Origin of the sequence: Pantoea sp. SOD02 (assembly GCF_024707505.1) — a bacterium.
Classification (GTDB): Bacteria; Pseudomonadota; Gammaproteobacteria; order Enterobacterales; family Enterobacteriaceae; genus Pantoea; species Pantoea symbiotica.
This window is the reverse complement of record NZ_CP102604.1, coordinates 472171-492857: the sequence shown is the minus strand read 5'-3', so window position 1 is coordinate 492857 and position 20687 is coordinate 472171. Positions and strand designations below refer to the sequence as shown.

Annotated in this window: 20 protein-coding genes and 1 pseudogene; 13 read left to right on the top strand and 8 right to left on the bottom strand. The window is 54.7% G+C overall.

Going from position 1 to position 20687, the window contains the following annotated elements; genetic code table 11:
• Positions 1-41 precede the first annotated feature (41 nt).
• Both NR302_RS02160 and NR302_RS02155 read right to left on the bottom strand, forming a co-directional pair.
• A complete protein-coding gene (locus NR302_RS02160; RefSeq protein WP_374990634.1) occupies positions 42-2570 on the bottom strand; it encodes an outer membrane usher protein in 2529 nt (842 codons plus the stop codon).
• A gap of 306 nt (positions 2571-2876) precedes the next feature.
• A complete protein-coding gene (locus NR302_RS02155; RefSeq protein WP_258144431.1) occupies positions 2877-3395 on the bottom strand; it encodes a fimbrial protein in 519 nt (172 codons plus the stop codon).
• 259 nt (positions 3396-3654) lie between these two features.
• Between NR302_RS02155 and evgA the strand changes: the two genes are divergently transcribed.
• Both evgA and NR302_RS02145 read left to right on the top strand, forming a co-directional pair.
• The gene (evgA, locus tag NR302_RS02150; protein ID WP_258144430.1) at positions 3655-4281 is read left to right on the top strand and encodes an acid-sensing system DNA-binding response regulator EvgA; all 627 of its coding nucleotides are present in this window, start codon (positions 3655-3657) and stop codon (positions 4279-4281) included.
• A gap of 309 nt (positions 4282-4590) precedes the next feature.
• Positions 4591-5217 (top strand): response regulator, encoded by a 627-nt coding sequence (locus tag NR302_RS02145; RefSeq protein WP_258144429.1) that lies wholly within the window; start codon positions 4591-4593, stop codon positions 5215-5217.
• Between the two features lie 283 nt (positions 5218-5500).
• On the opposite strand, the gene NR302_RS02140 is transcribed toward NR302_RS02145, so the two are convergent.
• Together NR302_RS02140 and NR302_RS02135 are read right to left on the bottom strand one after the other, a co-directional pair.
• Positions 5501-5800, bottom strand: a complete 300-nt coding sequence (locus NR302_RS02140) for a helix-turn-helix domain-containing protein (RefSeq protein ID WP_176970147.1) — start codon at positions 5798-5800, stop codon at positions 5501-5503.
• A pseudogene (locus NR302_RS02135) lies at positions 5787-5915 on the bottom strand (diaminopimelate decarboxylase); the annotation flags it as partial. The pseudogene NR302_RS02135 and the gene NR302_RS02140, both read right to left, overlap by 14 nt.
• Positions 5916-6370: 455 nt before the next feature.
• Here NR302_RS02135 and NR302_RS02130 point away from each other — a divergent pair.
• On the top strand, positions 6371-7066 hold the full coding sequence (locus NR302_RS02130) for an RraA family protein (RefSeq protein ID WP_154154552.1): 696 nt from the start codon (positions 6371-6373) through the stop codon (positions 7064-7066).
• Positions 7067-7123: 57 nt separating this feature from the next.
• On the opposite strand, the gene NR302_RS02125 is transcribed toward NR302_RS02130, so the two are convergent.
• Positions 7124-8044, bottom strand: a complete 921-nt coding sequence (locus tag NR302_RS02125) for a DMT family transporter (RefSeq protein ID WP_258144427.1) — start codon at positions 8042-8044, stop codon at positions 7124-7126.
• 270 nt (positions 8045-8314) lie between these two features.
• Here NR302_RS02125 and NR302_RS02120 point away from each other — a divergent pair, with 270 nt between their 5' ends.
• From NR302_RS02120 to NR302_RS02105, 4 genes are read left to right on the top strand one after another with little or no spacing between them, the layout of a single operon-like run.
• Complete coding sequence (locus NR302_RS02120) at positions 8315-9154, top strand: transporter substrate-binding domain-containing protein (protein ID WP_061718305.1); 840 nt, start codon at positions 8315-8317, stop codon at positions 9152-9154.
• A 2-nt stretch (positions 9155-9156) separates the two neighbouring features.
• Positions 9157-9867, top strand: a complete 711-nt coding sequence (gene pxpB / locus NR302_RS02115; protein WP_258144426.1) for a 5-oxoprolinase subunit PxpB — start codon at positions 9157-9159, stop codon at positions 9865-9867.
• A complete protein-coding gene (locus tag NR302_RS02110) occupies positions 9864-10850 on the top strand; it encodes a biotin-dependent carboxyltransferase family protein (protein ID WP_258144424.1) in 987 nt (328 codons plus the stop codon). The genes pxpB and NR302_RS02110 overlap by 4 nt, the downstream gene beginning before the upstream one ends.
• A gap of 20 nt (positions 10851-10870) precedes the next feature.
• On the top strand, positions 10871-11641 hold the full coding sequence (locus tag NR302_RS02105) for a 5-oxoprolinase subunit PxpA (RefSeq protein WP_258144423.1): 771 nt from the start codon (positions 10871-10873) through the stop codon (positions 11639-11641).
• Positions 11642-12069: 428 nt separating this feature from the next.
• On the opposite strand, the gene NR302_RS02100 is transcribed toward NR302_RS02105, so the two are convergent.
• Entirely contained in the window at positions 12070-13272 is a 1203-nt protein-coding gene (locus tag NR302_RS02100) for a pyridoxal phosphate-dependent aminotransferase (protein WP_258144422.1), read from the bottom strand.
• A 486-nt stretch (positions 13273-13758) separates the two neighbouring features.
• On the opposite strand from NR302_RS02100, the gene nac reads away from it, so the two are divergent.
• The 6 genes from nac to NR302_RS02070 all read left to right on the top strand — a co-directional run bounded on the left by nac (position 13759) and on the right by NR302_RS02070 (position 18299).
• Positions 13759-14682 carry a nitrogen assimilation transcriptional regulator NAC gene (nac, locus tag NR302_RS02095; RefSeq protein ID WP_049851333.1) on the top strand — a complete coding sequence of 308 codons (924 nt, stop codon included), beginning with the start codon at positions 13759-13761 and terminating at the stop codon, positions 14680-14682.
• 109 nt (positions 14683-14791) lie between these two features.
• Positions 14792-15208 (top strand): biotin/lipoyl-containing protein, encoded by a 417-nt coding sequence (locus NR302_RS02090; RefSeq protein WP_258144421.1) that lies wholly within the window; start codon positions 14792-14794, stop codon positions 15206-15208.
• Positions 15209-15320: 112 nt separating this feature from the next.
• On the top strand, positions 15321-16073 hold the full coding sequence (locus NR302_RS02085; RefSeq protein WP_258144420.1) for an SDR family oxidoreductase: 753 nt from the start codon (positions 15321-15323) through the stop codon (positions 16071-16073).
• Between the two features lie 22 nt (positions 16074-16095).
• A complete protein-coding gene (locus NR302_RS02080) occupies positions 16096-16791 on the top strand; it encodes an amino acid ABC transporter permease (protein ID WP_258144419.1) in 696 nt (231 codons plus the stop codon).
• Between the two features lie 5 nt (positions 16792-16796).
• Entirely contained in the window at positions 16797-17552 is a 756-nt protein-coding gene (locus tag NR302_RS02075; protein ID WP_258144418.1) for an amino acid ABC transporter permease, read from the top strand.
• A 9-nt stretch (positions 17553-17561) separates the two neighbouring features.
• The gene (locus NR302_RS02070; RefSeq protein WP_008106948.1) at positions 17562-18299 is read left to right on the top strand and encodes an amino acid ABC transporter ATP-binding protein; all 738 of its coding nucleotides are present in this window, start codon (positions 17562-17564) and stop codon (positions 18297-18299) included.
• Between the two features lie 95 nt (positions 18300-18394).
• Here the strand turns inward: NR302_RS02070 and NR302_RS02065 are convergent, their stop codons facing one another.
• On the bottom strand, positions 18395-19564 hold the full coding sequence (locus NR302_RS02065) for a Gfo/Idh/MocA family protein (protein ID WP_258144417.1): 1170 nt from the start codon (positions 19562-19564) through the stop codon (positions 18395-18397).
• A 10-nt stretch (positions 19565-19574) separates the two neighbouring features.
• Positions 19575-20498: a sugar phosphate isomerase/epimerase gene (locus NR302_RS02060; RefSeq protein WP_258144416.1), complete on the bottom strand. Its 924-nt coding sequence runs from the start codon at positions 20496-20498 to the stop codon at positions 19575-19577.
• Positions 20499-20687 lie beyond the last annotated feature (189 nt).

The following is a 20687-nucleotide window of genomic DNA, read 5'->3' as shown; positions in this document are numbered from 1 at the left end:
AGATTGGGAGCGCGAGAACCGCGAAGTCCTCGCAACACGAATTAGTCCTGGTTTACCGTTTCGCACGGCAACAATAGATTGGCGAACTCATCACTCGGCTGGAATGACGCCGGCAGTTCAATGGTGCACTGCTGTTTATCGCCCCAGTTCACCGTCATCTTTTCACCCGGCACAATGCCGCTTAAGTAGACGTTGCCGTCATCGTTCACAATGCCCACGCTCTGCTGCTTAAGGTTCTTCACCACTGCACCAAACGGCGGGTAAGAACCATCGGCCAGCCGCAGAATCGCCATGGCTTTTTCTCCAGCGATCACCGCAAATTTGCGATAACCAATTGCGCCTTCGGTTAAGGTCGCCTGTACCACCGAGCGCGTGGCTTCGGCATTACGCGGCATATCATTCACATCAATCGCCGCGTTGTTGCGGTAATAGCTGTTCACGTCGGTAATCACCGCCTTACCAAAGTGGTTAGTGCGAATAGAGGCTCCGCTAGCCATTACCGGTACATCAGCAACACCATCGGTATCCACCAACAAGCGAGTGTTGCCCACGCCGTTTGAACGGTGCAGCGCCGCCCCTTCCAGCGTGGCGGTTGCGCCTCCCTGAAAGTTCACACCTGCCGCCGAATAACGCCCGGCTTGATAGCTGGCGTTGGTATTCAGTTGCGCCAGATCGCCACGATGGGAGAAGCTGCCACTGCTAGTGCCACCAGTGTTACTGACACCGGCGCTAATTTGATAACTGTCGCGATCGTTGATTCGATCGTAATAACCCACGCTGTTGGTGGTATTGTTTTTTGCCACCGAACCGTTGTAACTGGCGTAACCGGTATTTCCCCACGGTAGCGATAGCGACAAATACATGCCATCATCTTTCATGCCGTAAAAAATATTGCGGTAGGCCGAAAGCGACAGGCTAATGTTTTTAAATTTCCCCGCATCAAAGTAGCGTGAAAAGTTGATGCTATATCGATCGTTGTCCGGCCGATTCCAATAGGTTTCGTGGCTATAGTTTAAATAGCTGCTTAAGCGTAAATCGCGGAACTGTTTATTAAAGGTTATGGTATAAAGTTCTTTGCTATTTCCGGTCGTATTGCGGCTGCCATATTCTAAGGCGCTGAGATATTCACTCATGCTCATATAGTCGCGTTCAGAGAAGCGATAACCGGCAAAAGTAATTTGGCTGTCGTATTGCTCAAAGTTTTTCGAATAGCTTAGACGATATGAACCACCCGATAAGGTATTTGGTTGATTGGGTAGGTTTGCGCGCGATTGGGTGACGTCAAATGACAAAGCACCCAATTTTAATAAGTCACGGCCCAGACCGATAGCAACGGCATTATAATTTCCGCCAATAACCCCACCGCCATATAACGACCAACCGTTATTCACGCCCCAGGATATTTCCCCGGTAGCAAAGTTGGGCCCGGTTAAATGGTGTTCATAATCAGCAGGCTTACCGGCTGCCAGTTTGTAGCGCACCGAGCCTGGACGCGTCAGATAGGGAATGCTCGCCGTATCAACGGTAAAGTTCTGTACGCTGCCATCCTGCTCTTCGACGCGCACATCCAACTGACCCGACACCGCATTGCTGATGTCCTGAATACGGAACGGACCGACCGCGACTTGGGTTTCCTGCAACACGCGGCCTTGCTGACTAATTACTACGCGTGCGTTGGTGCGCGCGATACCGACCACTTCTGGCGCATAGCCACGTAGATTCGGTGGCAGCTGGCTTTCATCAGACATTAAGCTGGCACCGGCAAAGCGGAAGCTGTCGAAGATATCGGAGTTAAGATAGTTTTCCCCGACCGATAGCTTGGCACCCAAACGTGGAAGGGCGCGATACGCGTAGTAGCGGCTCCAGTCAAAGCGCTGGCGTGATGGCATGGTCGCACCCGGCTCTTTCTCCGAACGCGTTTGCCAGTCGGCACGCAAACGCCACGCTCCAGCGTTCGCGCCCACAGTGCCATTACCGCTGACATCCACACTTTGATCGCCGTGCTGCTGCTTCTGAGCCTGAATGCCAACGTTATAATCAAGCAAAATACCGGGAATCCCGTTATCCCAGCGTGAAGGCGGATCCCAGTTCTCGCTGGCGTATTCGAGATACGCCTGTGGAATACTGATGTACAGCGCAGATGTGCCCAAATCCCCACGGGTTTCCATGCCCGTTAAGGCACTGATATCCAGACATTGGCCATCGTGAATCCACTTTAATTTCGCCAGGACGTCGTCTTTAAAACCTAGCTGTTTGGCTAACTCAGGTGAAATACAGGCTTCGCTGCCTTTAGGATCGTTCTCTGGTGCGACAAATGAAATGGTTTGCTCGGGTAATTCTAGCTTATTAACATAGACTTTCATGTCGTAGTTACCGGGAAGAATAAATCCTCCACGCGAGAACTGCGACAAATCAATATTCTTCTTGTCATTGACATCCAGAATATCGGTGTTGAATTCAATTTCCTCGGCGTAACTTGCAGGTGTAGCACCAAATAATATGCCACAAATGATCATACCCAGCAGATGCGGACGCGACACAGGCACTTCCAAAGAATTAACAGCCTTCATTTTTATAAACCTTTGCCGTTTTTACGGTAATTCCATGAATGAGCATCTGATGATCAGTGAGATTAGCTTTCAAATTTATATTTATTTTTCTTTCAATAGCGGCAAGACATTAAGACTTTTCTTGGTATTGATAACAGCGAAAATGGCAGGCGCACATAACGACTCGCCTGTATTAAAGAGAAAATCGTTTTTTTAATTGAACGGTTATCTCTGGTGTTAGCAATAGCTAAAATAAATATGTCTCTTAAAACTCACTCTTCTGTAAAAAAATAGATGGCATGAGATGGGCCCATGCCATCTTATTTATTACAGGTAAGCCAGGGTGAAGTCAGTCACGCTCTGGAAGTCACCTGGGACGATAGTGGCAGTTGCACCATCACCCTGCAGGTAAGCAGAGAAGTTCAGTGTGTTGTTACCGTTCTGCAGAGTCTGCGCAGCGGTTGCAGTACCCAGCACGATTGGCTTACCAGCACCGTCAGTCAGCGCGATGCTTGCGCCGCTTGCAGTACCGGTGATGCCCAGACGACCTGAAGCACCTGCCGCACCGGTGAAGGTAGTGGTCACGGTTTTAGCAGTGGTCAGCGCGCAGTTTTCCAGATCGATCTGGAAGTTACGTGGTGCAGAAGTACCGCCGTTTTCCAGTGCTGCATTAGAGATCTGGCCCAGGTTGATGGTCTGGTTAACGCTGTTTGGGTTGATTGAGCAAGGCGCATCAATGATTGAACCATTGAAAGTAATGGTGCCATCGCCCTGACCTGCTGCGTGAGCAACAGAAGCCATACCCAAAGCTAAAGAGGCAGCAATAACGATTTTGTTGAGTTTCATTTTTTTTAATCCTTTGTAGACGTCTTTTTATCCGATGATTCGGTTCTTGCGGCGGTACTGCTGCCGGGGTTATTCGCTGTTACAGTCGTTATATCGTGTCAGCGAGAGAGATATTAATGATCTGAAACAAAGGAAAATATGGGAGTAAATCGCCAGAAAAAGTGGGAATTTTCTCCGGCATAGAAGACTCTCATGTAGGACGGAATAATCTAATCTGTGCTAAGTTATTTCTGAGTAAGCTTATTTTAGTGGAGGGCATATGGCGTTAAACCGGGCGATCGTGGTAGACGATCATCCTTTAGTCAGAATGGCGGTTCGGGTATTACTCACTGAAAACGGCTTCTCGGTGCTGGCTGAATCCGATAATGGCCTTGAAGCGCAGAAACTGGTTGAGTTACACCAACCCGACATCATGGTTATTGATGTCGATATTCCAGCGGTGGATGGCATTGAGGTGGTTAAAGCATTACGCCGACGAGATTACGCAGGGATTATCATTATGATCTCCGGTAAAAACGCTGATGTTTATGCCCGACTCTGCGCTGATGCAGGCGCGAATGGTTTCGTGAGTAAAAAGAATAATCTTCCGGAGATACTCTCTGCCATAAATGCAGGGATGGATGGCTACAGTTATTTTCCTATGAAAAAATCACGCGCAGCCAGCGGTGATAAAACAGAGGAAAAAAACAAGATTGAAACGCTGTCGGCACAGGAGTTTCGGGTTTTTCAGCACTTAGTTGAAGGGTTACATAACGCAGATATCGCAAAGAAATTACATTTAAGTGGCAAAACGGTAAGCACCTACAAAACGCGGTTAATGGAGAAGTTGGGCTGTTCTACCACTAAGGAGCTGTACGAGTTCGCGAAGAGAAACAATATTGATTGATCCATTCATGATCTGTTCTTCAACTAATCCCGCCTGCAATTTCATTCTCCTTTTATCAAAATTTAAAACATGCTCATTGATCTGTATCAATTTCTAAATGATGATATTAAAAATAAAGTCTTATGCTTACAGGACAGAAAATAGATCCTTAACAACAATGAGTTATTTGTTTTTCTAGCACTCAATTTGAGATTGCGTTAACTGAATCGTAGGAATGTTCCTACGCAGCATCGGTGTTATCGTAAAGTAATCCTAAAAAATACCTGCTAATTTCGCGCCCATTCCAGTTCATCCTTTAAGGGCATACTTGTGTTGAGATCTCGTGCTGTCGTCGTTGACGATCATCCATTAGTTAGATTAGCGGTAAAAGTTCTTCTCGAAGAAAATAACTATGATGTGATTGCGGAATCCAGTGATGGCATTGACGCACAGAAAATCGTTGAACACCATCATCCTGATATTCTGATTATTGATGCCGACATTCCCGCTAAAGACGGCATTGAAGTGATTGGTACGCTTAGACGCAAAGAGTTTGAAGGTATCATCATCATGATCTCCGGTAAGAATGCTGAATACTACTCGCCTTTAGCCGCACAAGCCGGTGCCAACGGTTTTGTCAGCAAGCAAAAGAGCCTAACCGAGATCGTTTCCGCTATTCGCGCTGGCGAAAATGGTTATAGCTATTTCCCTGCGATCAAAAGAGTGAAGAAAAGTGATGAGTGCTTAGAACAGCAGAAGAAAATAGATGCGCTTTCACCGCAGGAGTTCCGTGTTTTTCAGCTGATCATCGAAGGATTAAAAAACAATCACATCGCCGACAAAATGCATATCAGTAATAAAACCGTGAGCACTTATAAAACGCGCGTGATGGAAAAACTCCAGTGTGAGTCAGTGAAGGAGCTTTACGACTTCGCTAAGAAACACAATTTAGATTAAAGCTGAAAGGCGCTCTCCAGGAGAGTTAAATATATCTTGCTTGTTTATATTTAACTTTATCCAAACCAGCTTATGGTTAATGCCATTAACCTAAGTAATAAATTGCCTATGTATGCAGGTGCACATGAATGCGCACCCTACGAAAATCAGGAAAATAATCGTAGGGTCGCCATTCATGGCGACCGATTTAAGCTTAACTAGCCAGTTACACAACTGATGGCTAGTTTTTGCTTTTCTGCGTTCGGAAAAAGATGCCGGTTTATCACGGACATCCTCCTCCACATCAAATCTGAAATATCCGACCATCTCCGGTGGGAAGTTCAACATTGAGACTCAACTTACCGCCTAACGCCTCGACATACTTTTTCAGGCTGGAAAGTTTTATCTCGTCACCTCGCGCTTCAATCGCGGCGATAGCAGGCTGCGAGATACCCATTTTTTCAGCCAGCTGCACCTGTGAAAGTTCCAGCTCCTCACGCAACTGACGCAGGCGGATCTCCAGAATTTTTTGGTCTGCCTTATTTTTAATGCGCTCCTGGGACTCAGGAGAACGCTGTGCGATCAGCTCTTCAAGTTTTGGCATTGGTTAATTCCTCCAGATGCTGCTTGTACTCTTTATCAGCCAGTTTGATCATCGATTGGTAGAAGCGCTTCTGATTAACACCGGTTTTATCCCCCGCACACAGCACGATAGCCTTCGGAGTATGCGCTGTTGGCCTGGAACGCAAAGATAAACTGCAGGTTATATTTTGAGAGATGATTTGCATCATGATTTCTGCTTGCCGATGTACTGAACGTCTTAGATTTGAGAGACGCTTCTGAAAATAAATTAACGACTCAGCTAATACTTTTAATCTATCCCCCCATAATAAAATCCAATAAAATTAATTATCAGTGATTTAAACCAACCAAAAATATTAATTCGTGATCCTGCCTCCGTTAGCCGTAACATCCCATACGTAACACCAGCGCAATCGCGTAAGCTTAATCTCATACCAGTAATCACCCGCTGATTCAGCTTGTTAGCTGAACGCCCTAATCATTGAAGTAATGACCCATTAAAAAGAAAAATAAAACGTCTTACTTCCATGTTTAATTATTTACTCAGAAACACGATTCGATTAATTAAATCACTCCCTACAGGAAAATAACCATGAGCGCAGGAAACCGAATCTATTTACGCCGTCCCGCCGATGCCGAACCGCTGCTGGAAGCTTTTCGCCGTTTACCGGCGGCGGTGGTAGCGGATTGCATGAGCCGCTTGCCCGCCTTGTCGGCGGAGATCAGCCTGAAAACCGCGCCGCGCCAGACGATCATGTGTGGCCTGGCGGTGACAGTTAAGGCGCGTTCCGGTGACAACCTGATGCTGCACAAAGCGCTGGATATGGCGGGCCGAAACGATGTGATTATTCTGTCGAACGAAGGCGATCGCAGCCAGTCGCTAATGGGTGAAGTGATGGCGACCTATGCCAAACAGCGCGGTATGGAAGGCATTGTGTTGGACGGCCCGGTCCGCGATATCGAAGGCTTGTCACGCATGGATTTCCCCATCTACGCCGCCGGTCACACGCCGGGTGGCCCGTTCAAGGACGGTCCCGGCGAGATCAACGTGCCGATTGCCTGCGGTAAAATTCACGTCTCGCCGGGCGATATCGTACTGGGCGATGCGGATGGCGTGATTGTGATTCCTCGCCAGGATGCCGCACGCATTCTCGAAGCAGCGCAGGCGTATCTCATTGTTGATGAACACAACTTCGAACTGGCGAAAACCGGCGCGCTGGAACGCAGCTGGCTGGACGAGACGCTGCGCACCAAGCAGGTTGAAATCATTGATGATGTGTTCCGCTAATCTTTCGCCGTCATAGGGTGCGCATTTATGCGCACCAGGTCGCCATAAATGGCAACCCTACGGCGTACTATTCACCATTGCCAGCTTACGCTGCCGATTCTCACGCCACACCGCAAAAATCCCGGCCAGCGCCACAATCGATGCGCCCAGCAAGGTGGTGCTGCCCGGCAGGCTGTGCAGGAACAGATAGCCAATCAGCATCGACCACACCAGCGTGGTGTAATCGAACGGTGCCAGCAGTGAGGCATCGGCGTAACGCAGGCTAAGCGTGACCAGAATCTGTGCCAGCCCGCCAAACAGGCCGCAGCCCACCAGCAATAACAGCTGTATGGCGCTGGGTTTGCTCCAGCCAAACAGCGCCGTCGCCAGGCCAATAAGGGTCGTCATTACAGAGAAATAGAACACAATCGCGCCCGGCTTTTCGATGCCGTTGAGGAAGCGGATTTGTACGTTAGAGGTCGCGGAACACAGCGCCGCAATCAACGCAAATGCCACGCCAAGGCTCGCCGACGCGTTGCTGGCACCTTGAGAAAACAGCGCACCGCTGGCGCTCAGGCTTGATGAGAGCATGATCAAAATGCCGGATAATCCCACTACCACCGCGATCCAGCGCGAAACCCGCACCCGCTCTTTCAACAGCATCGCCGCCATGATCACGGTAAACAGCGGCGCGGCATAGCTGAGCGCGGTCGCATCAGCGAGTGAGATATACACCAGCGCCAGATAGTTAAAATACATGCCGCCGGTGCCGGAGAAGCCACGTATAAAGTGACCAAACAGATTACGCGTCTTGAGATTTTCCAGCACGTTGCCCTGCATTTTCAGCCAAATCAGCAGCGGAAACAGCGCGATAAAACTGCGGAAAAAAATCACTTCGCCGGTGGGAATGGCACCGTTTAGCCCCTTCACACACGCCAGCATCAAGGTGGCGCACAGCGCGGCCACTATCTTCAATAACACGCCTAATCGGGCATTCATGCTTTTTCACTTCTCTCTACCACATGCAATCGGCGGGACTGCCGAGAGGACATGCGACCAGCCTGGCGAGAAAAGTGTGCGCTGGATAACACTTTTTTGCTCTGCCCGAATAGAAAGAACTTATGCGCCACTTAGCCATATTTTTTTGCTATTGCACGACAGGGTTTCCCTCTTTTTCGTCTGAAAACAAAGCCGTTATAGTCCAGAAAAGCGAGAAATCAGGCGCTCCGTCCCGGTGACGCCGTGGTATTCATCATTGAGGAAGTTCACATGACCATGAAAAGACGTACCACCATCGGGCTGGCACTGCTGCCGCTGCTGGCTATTTCGGCTGCTCATGCAGACATGATGGCGAACATCAAATCCAGCGGCGAGCTGAAGTGCGCGGTCTATTCGGACGTGCCGCCCTTCTCTTCCCCGGATCCGAAAACGCGCCAGCTGGCGGGCATGGATATCGATCTGTGCAACGCACTGGCGAAGCAGATGAACGTCAAACTGACGCTGGTGCCCACCTCGGTGGAAGCGCGTATCGCGGTGATTGCCACCGGTCGCGCCGACGTGCTGATCGCTAACCTTGCCTACACCAAAACTCGCGGCAACCAGATTCAGTTCAGCGATCCCTATTACGTCGCCAAAGAGATGCTGCTGGTGAAAGCACCTCTGGCCGACAAGCCGCTGAGCTATTTCCAGGGCAAACGCATCAGCGCCACCAAAGGCACCACTTCTGAGCAGTCGATCCACATCAAAGGTGGCAAAGCGGTGACCTTCCAGGATTCAGCCTCCGCGTTCCTCGCGCTGGAGCAGAACAAATCAGTCGGCTTCGTCACCAACACCATGACCGGCATCAAAACCATTTCGCAGGCGAAAAAAGACGGCATCAATCTGGCGATGATCAAAGAGCCGATGGCGCTGGAGCCGATTGGTGTTGGCATGAAGCGTGATGAACCGGCGCTGCTGGCCAGCGTCAACAGCAGCCTGAAGGCGATGGACGATGACGGCACCATCGACAAAATCTGGGATACGTGGATTGGGCCTAACACCGAATACAAAATGGTGCGCGAAGAGCGCGTACAGCCGCTCTCCAGTCTGAAATTTGAACCGCTGGAATAACCATGCCCGTGAAGTCGCACTCTGCTCTTCAGCCCGCCAGCGCCCCCGCGCTGGCTTGCTCCTCTAATATTAAGCTCTCCACCATTGGCGCACGCGCGTGGTTGGTGGAAGCGCCGGGCGGTTTCGATCTCCCGGCGCAGCGGCGCATCTGGTCGCTGGCGCGCCTGCTGCATGCCGATGAAGCAATTGAAGCGCTGATCCCCGGCGTCACCAATCTGCTGGTGCTGTTCCGCCAAATCCCAGCCGATGAAACCGCCGTGCGCATGCAGCTACATGCTGCCTGGGATCAGGCGCAGGCGATCAGTCCGCAGGGCAAACTGATTGAAATCCCAGTGCATTATGGCGGTGAACACGCCACCGATCTTGAGGCGGTATGCCGCCATACCGGCTTAAGCCCGCGCGAAGTGGTGCGCCTGCATCATCAAAGTGAATACACGGTGTTTGCGCTGGGCAGCGCGCCGGGCTTCGGTTATCTGCATGGGTTGGATCCGCTACTCGCAACGCCACGCAAGAAAGTGCCGTCGCTCAGCATGCTGAAAGGCACCGTCACCATCGGCGGCGCGCAGGCGGGCGTCTCGGCGCTAACCGGTCCGAACGGCTGGAACGCGATTGGTTTTGCCGAGCTAGCAGTGTTTGATCCGCTGGCCGCATCGCCCGCGCTGATGGCACCGGGCGATCGCATCCGTTTTCTGCCGCAGAGGATAGAGCTGTGATTGAGATCGAACAGAGCGGTGCGCTGAACACGGTGCAGGACTTAGGTCGCTTCAATTATCGCCACATGGGCGTGTCGGTGAGCGGCGCAATGGATCCGCTGGCGCTGCGTGCCGGTAATCTCCTGCTCGGCAACGACGAAAATGCAGCGGCGATTGAAGTGCAGCTGTTCCCGTTCCGCGTACGTTTTCTGCAAAACAGCAGCATCGCGGTGACCGGTGCCGATTGCCGCGCCACGCTGGATGGCACGCCGCTGCCGCCGTGGTGGGGCTGCAGCGTACGCGCCGGGCAAGTGCTGGAGCTGCGTTATCCGCGCAGCGGCGCGCGTGGCTATGTGTGTATTGCGGGCGGCATCGATGTGCCGCTGGTGCTCGGCTCGCGCAGTACCGCGCTGCGCGGCGGCTTCGGCGGCGTTGAAGGACGTCCGCTGCAGCGTGGCGATCGGCTGGCGATCGGCGAAAGTCGCAGCCCGGCACTTCCCCACAGCGGCATCGGCATCGAACCGCCAGACAGCGCATTACACGACTGTTTTCCCTGCAACAGCGCCGGTGAAATTCAGCTGCGCGCCATTCCCTCCGGTGAATACCCGCTGTTTGCCGCCGATGCCGCGCGTTTCTGGCAGCAGTCGTGGCAGGTATCGAATCAAAGCAATCGCACCGGCTATCGGCTTTCAGGCGATCCGATCTTCCCGTCAGAAACCGTTGAAATGCGATCTTACGGGCTGATCCCCGGCATTGTGCAGGTGCCGCCGGGCGGCGAACCGATCATCCAGCTGAGTGATGCCAATACCGCCGGCGGCTATCCGAAGATCGCGGGCGTGATCGAGCAGGATCTGTGGCGGCTGGGACAAGTGCTGCCGGGCCAGTCGATCCAGCTGATCCAGAGTGATGTGCACGAAGCGATCGCCATCGAACAGGAAGTCACGCGCTGGCTAAGCCGTCTGCGCCTCAGCTGCCAGCCACTGCGTAAAGCGCTTACCGTTTAATCCGCACAAGGAAACCAGGCATGAAGATTGATGTGAATTCCGATATGGGCGAAGGCTTCGGCGTTTACCAGCTGTGCGATGACGCCGCGCTTATGAAAGTGGTGTCATCGGCCAATATCGCCTGCGGTTTCCACGCCGGCGATCCGGCGATCATGAGCAACATGGTGCGGCTGGCGAAGGCACACGGCGTGGGGATTGGCGCGCATCCCGGTTTACCGGATCGTCAGGGGTTTGGCCGCCGCGAACTGCCGTTTAGCGCCGAAGAGATTTGCCAGCAAGTGGCCTATCAGCTCGGCGCGCTCACGGCGATTGCCCGCGCGGAAGGCACCTACGTTTCCCACTTCAGTTTCCACGCCGCGATGGGCAACATCGTCAACCGCGATGCCGCGCTGGCGCAACAGGTGATGGAATTAGTAGCGCGCATCAATAGCGATCTGATCATCTTCGCCCAGCCCGATACCATCATCGAAACCGCCGCGCACGCGGCTGGCCTGAAGACGCTAACGCTGTTTCTGGCGGACCGCGCCTATGACGCACAAGGCCGCTTAGTTCCACGCGGCATTAAGGGTGCGGTGATCAAAGAGGAAGCCGCCTTGCGCGCCCGCGTGCGACAGTTTTTGCAGCACGGCACGGTGACGACGATTGAAGGTGAAGAGATTGCAGTGCGAGCGCGCTCGATTCTGGTTCACAGCGACACGCCAGGTTCACTGGCGCTCGCCACCATTGTGCGCAGCGAAATCGAAGCCTGCGGCCATCAGGTCGCTCCAGCCGCAGAGGTTATCGCGCAATAATGACAGTACCCGAACGGGTTTTTCGTAGGGTGCGCATTCATGCGCACCAGGTCGCCATGAATGGCGACCCTACGGAATTAGTCGCGATTGTGAGTCGGAAAATTGCATTGCTACTGCAGCGCGGGTGTTGAGGCGACATCCCAAATCGCTGAGCGAATGAGGGATTCCAGGGCGAGCCGCATGGATGCGGCGAGAGGTGGCGTTGAGCAGGAGCGAATCGCCGCCGGTCCGTCAGGAATCGTGAATGAGTGAAGGTACCGCGCAGCGGCGGGTTGGGCTGGCGCAGGGCCCGGGAGTGCAGAGGGCGTGGCCAGGACGCCCTCTGCTCGGTCGCCGCACCAGGGTGCTGCAACTGCTTAGCACATGGCGAACGAAAGTCGCTCTGCGCTTAACTGATCGGCATTACGCCATTTATGGCGACCTGGACATCAAACACAACCACCACAAAACGCCGCAATACGATCGCATCCCGTCTCTAACCGCTCCATGCTCGTGGCATACGACAACCGGATAAACGGGCTCATCCCGTACGCTGCGCCCTGCACTGTCACCACGTGCTGCTCCTCAATCAGCGCCAGCACAAAATCGGCATCATTAGTGATCAACCGACCACCGGCACTGGTTTTGCCAATGTAACCCGCGATATTCACAAACAGATAAAACGCGCCCTGCGGTTTGTGGCAGCGCAAGCCGTCAATCGACGTCAGGCGTTCCAGCACGTAATCTCGGCGTTGACGATAGATGTGCGCGCGCTCCTGCAGCAGATCCTGCGGACCTTCCAGCACCGCCACCGCCGCTGCCTGGGTTAAGGTGCAAACGCCGCCGCTGTTCTGCGTATTCACGTTGCTCATCGCTTTGATCAACGGCGACGGGCCGCCGCAAAAGCCCAAACGCCAGCCGGTCATGGAATAGGCTTTCGATACGCCATTCACCGTCAGCACGCGGTCAACCAGGCGCGGCTCAACCTGCGCCAGCGTATAAAAGCGCACATCGTCATAAATCAGGTGCTCGTAGATATCGTCGGTCATGATCCACACCTGCGGATGGCGCAACAGCACCTCGCCCAGCGCGTGCAGCTCCGCTTTGGTCGCCACCGAACCGGTGGGATTGCTCGGATAGTTGAGCAGCAGCCATTTGGTTTTGTCGGTGATGGCAGCATCTAAATCGGCAGGCAGCGGCTTGAAGCCGTTCTCCTGCGCACACGGCAGCGCCACCGGCACGCCACCGGCGAATTTGACGATATCGGCATAGCTGATCCACGATGGCGTCGGGATCACCACTTCATCGCCCGGATTAATGGTCGCGAGTATCGCGTTAAAGATGATCTGCTTAGCGCCGCCGGCGGTGAGGATCTGGCTGACGTCGTAATCGAGCTGATTATCGCGTTTGAACTTCAGCTGGATCGCCTTGCGCAGTGCTGGCGTGCCGTCGGTAGGCGGATAGCGCGTATCTCCGGCGCGCGCGGCGGCGTAAGCGGCTTCAATTGCGTGAGGTGGCGTGGGGAAATCGGGTTCACCGGTGGAAAGCGCTACCACATCAATGCCCTGCGCGGCGAGATCGCGGGCCTTTTGGGTCATAGCAACGGAGGCAGAAACGGTGACATTCTTTAATCGATCGGCTATCTCGGGCATGGGTTAATCCTGGCTCAGTGTCAGCATGAACGGCTTGCAGCAAGCTGCAAACACGACGTGTACCAGAGGATAGGTTTTTGCCCGAAGCGGCGGTTAATAGTGCTTTGTTGTGGTGATATAACACAAAGCGATGACTGAACCGACCGCACACTTTCGCCATAAAGGTGGCGAGCCTGATGTGGAAATGCGCGGCAGGTCACGCGCCAGCGCCTGACGCAATGTTAATAGAGTGTTACTTTGAGTGCCGGTTAACAGCGCGCAATGCCCGTTTACTCACTCCCATCATCGCCAAATCTAATGAGTGAATCGCACCATACCAGTGCAAAGGTCGCTGTTTTACCCTCGCCGTCTCGGCAACTGTCCAACTCAGCATCGGCCTTAGGAGGCACTGTGGCTCTACCCTCCTGTCTGAGTTCACTCACGAAAGCTTATTTTGGCATCAAGTTTGCTTGATACCCGCTATGCGTTCTGTTGGAGGAAGCGTTCATGAATCTTCGTCGCCTTAAGTACTTTGTTAAAATTGTTGATGTGGGCAGCCTGACCCAGGCCGCCGATATTTTGCATATTGCCCAGCCCGCGCTGAGCCAGCAGCTGGCTACGCTGGAAGGGGAAGTGAATCAGCAACTGCTCATTCGTACCAAGCGCGGCGTGACGCCGACCGAAGCCGGTAAAACGCTCTATTCCCACGCGCAGGCGATTTTGCGCCAGTGCGAGCAGGCACAAAGCGCCATTGAGCTGGTTGGCGCCTCGCTGAGCGGCAGCGTCTCAGTGGGCTTAGCGCCGGGCACTGCCGCACAAAACCTCGCGTTACCGCTGATGATGGAAGTGCAGCAACAGCATCCCGGCATCGTGCTCTACTTCAATGAGAACTTCGGCACCACGCTGAGCGAACTGATCATGAATGGCCGCATGGATATGGCAGTGATTTACGATCACCGCACCATTCACGGCCTGCGCTTTATGCCGCTGATGAAAGAGGATCTCTACTTCGTCTGCCCGTTCAGCCTCGCGCAACCGGTGAAAGAGATCCCGCTGGCGCAGGTGGCGCAATACGATCTGTTCCTGCCGCGCGTTTACAACATCATGCGCAAAGTGCTCGACGATGCCTTCGTACACAACAATCTGCAGTACCGCGTGAAATGCGAGATCGAGTCACAAACCACGCTGAATGCCGCCCTGAGCGCCGGACTTGGCACCACCATCATGCCGGAATCTGCTGCGCGCGCGATGCTGAAAAGCGGCGATGCGTGGATGGCGAAGATCGTCGATCCAGATGTGCAGGTATCGCTGTCGTTCTGCATGTCGGATCATCTGCCGCTGTCACAGCCGGCTGAAGCGGTGAAATCGATCCTGCTGTCGCTGATGTCGCGCCGCAACGTTGAGAACCATCCACTGACCTTAGTGGGATAAGTCCCGCTTATTGCCGCAAAGCGAAACCCTCTTACTGCCCGTATTGCGAACGCGCTAGATTACGATTTTGCCCGCTGTGGCGGGCGTGTTTCGCTTTGACGGGAATTCCATGGATAAAACCGCAATACCGCTGCCGACGCTGCGCGCGCTGGCGCGCAAGATGCAATCCTCCGGGCTAAACAGCCTGGCGCTCGATGGCAAGCACTGGTCGGTGCGGTTGACCTTCGCCGCCACGCCAGCCGCGCCCGCGCCTGCAATAGTTCCCGCCACTGAAATCTCCTCCATCACGCAACGCATCGGCGCCCCGATGCCCGGCACGCTGCTGCGCCGCCATCCGCATAGCCAGCAGGATTTTGTCGCGCCCGGCCAGCAGATCGTCGCCGGTGAGGTGGTGGCGCTGGTGCAGGTTGGGCCGCTGTATGTGCCGGTGATCAGTCCGGATAGTGGCACGGTGCAGTCGTTCGTGGCTGAGCATTTGTCTGCGGTGGAGTATGACGAGGACGTGTTGACGTTTCGGTCGCCATAAATGGTGAGCGAACAGGGTTATAAGGGGCGCTTATTGCCTCAAAATTTTTATGTCTTATGCCCTTGCGGCATAACTGCATACAGTCAAAAGACGCCATAACGAGGAGAGGCAGATGCCATTTTCAGATTACAAAACCGCGCTGGTAACCGGCGCATCCGCGGGAATGGGCGAAGCGATCGTTGAGCGCTTGTGCAAAGAGGGCATCACCGTGCACGCGGTGGCGCGCCGTAAAGAGCAGCTGGCGGCGCTGGCCGATCGTACCGGCTGTATTCCGCATGCGGTGGATGTCAGCGACGTCAACGCGCTGACCGCGCTGTGCAAAAATCTCGAAATCGACATTCTGGTCAACAACGCGGGCCTGTCGCATCCGGGATCGATCCTTGATGCCGACGAGAACGTGATTGAAACCCAGGTCGACGTCAATCTGCGCGCGGTGCTGCATCTGTGCCGCTTGCTGGTGCCGGGCATGGTGAAACGCGATCGCGGCCACGTCTTCAACATCACCTCGATTGCTGCCATCTACAACTTCAACGGCAACTCGGTATATCACGCCACTAAAGCCGGTGTGCATGCCCTTTCGCGCCAGCTGCGCGTCGATTGCTACGGCGCGCGCGTGCGCATCACCGAAATCTGTCCGGGCCGCGTCGCCACCGATATCTTCGGCAACGTGTCAGGCGATCACGAAGAGGCGCGCCGCCGCTTCATTGATGGCTTTGAACTGCCGCAGGCCAAAGATATCGCCGACTGCGTCGCCTTCGCGCTCGCGGCACCGCTGGCGGTGAATATCGGCAATATCGAAATCACCCCAACGCTGCAGGTGCCGGGCGGTCTTTCCACCATGCGACCGGGCGACCACAGCGCGTAATATGCGACCATGAGGTAACAAAATGGCTCTCGATTTCAGCAGTGTGATAACCGGCCAATACGGCCAGATGATCGTTGACGGAACGGTGATCACCCTTGAACTGGCGTTGGGTGCCTGGCTGCTGGCAATGGTGCTGGCGCTGATTTTGGTGGTGATCCGCCTGACTGAAAACCGCATCGCGGTCGGGCTGGTCAAAGCCTATGTCTCTTATCACCGCAACGTGCCGACGCTGATCCAGTTGATGATGTGGTACTTCGCCATTCCCACGCTGCTGCCGGAAGCGCTGCAAATGTGGATCAACAACTACAACGCCGAGTTCCTGTTCTCCCTCACCGCGCTGGGCCTGTGCCAGGCGGCGTACTTCTCCGAAGATATCCGCAGCGGCCTGCGCGCCATTCCCGACGGCCAGAACGAAGCCGCGCGCGCACTCGGCATGAGCTACGTGCGCGCCATGCGCGGCGTGATTCTGCCGCAGGGCATTCGCAACGCGCTGCCCGCGGTGATCAACCACACGGTGCTGCTGTTTAAAAACACCAGCCTGGCGATGGTGATTGGCGTGGCGGATCTGACCTATGTGACGCGCGATATTGAGAACCAAACGTTCCGTACCTTCGAATCCTACATCGTGGCGACCGTGGGCTATCTGTTCTTCTCCCTACTGCTGATGGGCCTTGGCGCACTGCTGGCCCGCCGCTTCCAGCGCGTCTATGCGAGGTAATGGCGATGTTTGAGATTTTCACCATTTTGCATGACAACGGCATGCTGCTGTTGATGGGCCAATACCCGAACGGTCCGATTGGCGGCGTGCTCTGTACGCTGTTGATCTCGGTGCTGGCGGTGCTGCTGGCGTTTCCGATTGGTGTGCTGCTAGGCCTGGCGCGTCTGTCGCCATGGCGCTGGCTGAGCTGGCCCGCCACCGGCTGGGTTTACCTGCTGCGCGGCATCCCGCTGATGATGGTGGTGTTCTGGACTTACTTCTGTGTGCCGCTGCTGATTGGCCACAACATCAGCGGCTTCGCCACCATGCTGTGTACGCTGGTGATCTATGAAAGTGCCTATATTGCGGAGATCGTGCGCGGCGGCATTCAGGCGTTGCCGCACGGCCAATACGAAGCCTCGCGCGCGTTGGGCATGAGCCACCTGAAAACCCTGCGTCTGGTGATTCTGCCGCAGGCGCTGTTCAATACCTTACCCAGCCTGGTTAGCCAACTGGTGTCGATCATCAAAGACAGTACGCTCGGCTACGTGATCAACGTGCCGGAGCTGACTTTTGCTGCCAATCAGGTGAGCAATCAGCTGCTGACCAAACCGTTCCAGGTGTTCGCCATTGTGGCGCTGAGCTATTACCTCATCTGCTTCAGCCTTACCTGGCTGGCCAATAAACTCGAAGCGCACATTGCGCAGAAACGTCGTCAACCGCCGCTACCAACGTCCAGCGTGGCGCCCGCGGTGATGCTGACTAAAACCTCTTCGCAATAAGGAAACCGCATGGGACCGATGATCATGTTTAATCAGGTCAACAAATGGTACGGCGCGTATCAGGCGCTGACCAACCTGAGCGCCGAGATTAATCCCGGTGAAGTGGTGGTAGTGTGCGGCCCGTCCGGTTCGGGAAAATCGACGCTGATCCGCACCGTTAACCGCCTGGAACCCATCGATGACGGCCAGATCGTGTTTGATGGCACCGATATTCACGGCAGCAGCACGCGCCTCAATCAACTGCGCACGCGCATCGGCTTTGTGTTTCAGAGCTTCAACCTGTTCCCGCATGTGTCGGTGGCCGAGAACATCATGATGTCGCCGATGAAAGTGCTGGGCGTGAAGCGCAGCGAGGCACGTCGTCAGGCCGGTGAATTGCTGGAGCGCGTCGGCTTAGCGCATAAAGCCGATGCCTATCCGGCGCAGTTGTCTGGCGGCCAGCAGCAGCGCGTGGCGATTGCCCGAGCGCTGGCGATGAAGCCGCCGGTGATGCTGTTCGATGAACCGACTTCGGCGCTCGATCCAGAGATGGTTGGCGAAGTGTTATCGGTGATGCGCGGTCTGGCGCAGGAAGGAATGACGATGATGTGCGTCACCCACGAGATGAACTTTGCCCGTGAAGTGGCGGATACCATCTGGTTTATGGATCAGGGACAGATTCTGGAGAAATCACAGCCGGAACAGTTCTTCACCCAACCGCAGCACCCGCGCGCGCAGCGCTTTCTCAGCGATTTGCGTTCACACTGAATTTCAGGTCGCCATAAATGGCGACCCTACGAAAAACGCGCCAATCCTCTGTAGGGTCGCCATTCATGGCGACCTTGCCAACCACCGCACCAATCTCAACAATCCACCCACACCGCACCCGCATCGGCGGATTTCACGCACTGTTCCACCCAACGTACGCCCATCAAACCGGCATGCGCGCCGGGATACCAAAAGTCCTTGAGGAACGCCAGATCGCCACGATCGGTGGCATCCATTGCCAGCGCAAAACGGCGATAAAGATTGGACCAGGCTTCAAACAATCCTTCCGGATGCCCGCCGCCAATACGGTCGTCCGCCAGCGCGCTTTGATGCAGATAACCCATGCCGCGCTCAAGAATCTGCACCGGCTCGCCCTGCACTTCATAGCGCAGCTGATTCGGCTGTTCGTCCCACCACTCAAGGCTGGCTTTCTCGCCGATCACCCGCACTTTCTGGCCGTGCATCGAACCACAGTTCACCGCTGATGCCCACATGGTGCCAACCGCGCCGTTGTCGTACTCCATCATCACGAAGGCGTTATCCTCCAGCGGCGCACGGGTTTTGACAAAACTCTGGCGGCTGCACAGTAGGCGTTTCACCTGCAGATGCGGCACCATGGTTTCAGCGATAAACAGCGGATGCGTCGCCAAATCGCCCAGCACATAGCTCGGCCCGACGAAACGCGGATCGACGCGCCACTTGGTGCTTTCGTTCTGCAATTCAACCGCTTCGTTATGGAAGCCATGCGCGAACTGCATGTTGATGATGCGGATCTCGCCCAGCAAACCTTCCGCAATCATCTCGCGCGCCTGATGAATCAGCTGATGGCCAGCATAACCGTAGGTCACGCCGATGATTTTCTTCTTCTCGGCGCACAGCTGTTCCAGCTCATCGGCTTCGGCGGCGGTGAAACACAGTGGCTTTTCGCACACCACATGCAAACCCGCATTGAGCGCGGCGCGGCAGATGGTGAAGTGCGTATTGTTAGGCGTAGCGATCGACACCGCTTCAATGCCGTCCGGACGCGCCGCTTCTGCCGCAAACATCGTTTCGTAATCCGCATAGCAGCGCTCGGCGTCAATACCCAGCGAGGTGCCAAAGGCGCGGCCGCGCTCGGCGTTGATATCAAAGGCGCCCGCCAGCAGCGTGAAGTTGTTGTCACGTGTGGCCGCCGAACGGTGAATATACCCAATCTGGCTGGTGCCGCCGCCGCCGACCATGCCCCAGCGCAGCGAGCGATCCAGAGCTTTAATGCCGTTAATCATGCTGTTCTCCTCAGAATCCGACCGATTGCAAATAGTGCAGGCTGGCGGTGACGTCACGCAGGCTGGTGTCGGCATCACGCGGATCGCGCTCCTGCTCGACGGTGATCCAGCCCTGATAATTGCGCTCTGCCAGGAAGGCGCGTACCGCAGGATAATCAATCGCCCCTTTGCCAATCGGGCACATTACGCCTTCTGCGCAGGCAGCAAAGAAATCGACGCCGCGCGCAATCACGTCGCGCCACACCGCGTCGTTAACGTCTTTGAAGTGCAGATAATCGATGCGATCCCAATAGCGGCTGAGGTAAGGAATCGGATCCATGCCGGAGTAGTAAAGGTGGCCGGTGTCGAGGCACAAACCGGCTACCTCGTGCGGGATGTCTTCCACCAGCTGTTGCAGCTCGTCAGCGAACTCAATGCAGCCGCCGGCATGCGGATGGATCACCGCGCGCACGCCATATTCGTTCCAGGCAATCTGACTCAGCGTGGTGATGTGTTGCATCATGCGCTGCCAATCTTCATCTGGCAGGCGCGGCGCCTTGTCGGATTGACCGGCGTATTTGGCGCGTTCTGGATTGCCGAAGTCGATAATGACCAGATAAGGCGCAGGTTTGTTGTCCGCATGGGTTTTGGTGGCGGTCGGCACCAGCGACAAGTTGCGGCAGATGTTGTGCGTCAACTCAACCATCGCCGGGAAATTGGCTTCACTCACCAAATCATCAAAAATGGTGCCCGCCACCAGCGACAGATCATGCGCTTCCAGCTGCTGGCGCAGTTCGGCAGGTTCAACCGGCAGATAGGTCCACGGGCCCAGCTCAATGCTTTTATAACCGGCCTGTGACGCTTCACTCAGGACTTTCTGCCACGGCGGCAGGAAAGGATTTTTCGGGTCATCAACGCCCCAGCTACAGGGCGCGTTAGCAATATGAATAGTCATGATCGTTCCTTGCGGTAGTGGATAGCGCAAGTATCAAATAAATATTTCATCACAAACAACCATGAAATATTCATTTTTTGATAGCGATCAAGTTATTTATTATCACAATGATGATAGATTATCTATCAATTCCAGCATTGACACCGTTTGGTCGCCATAAATGGCGCCCCTACAAAACCGCACCAAACC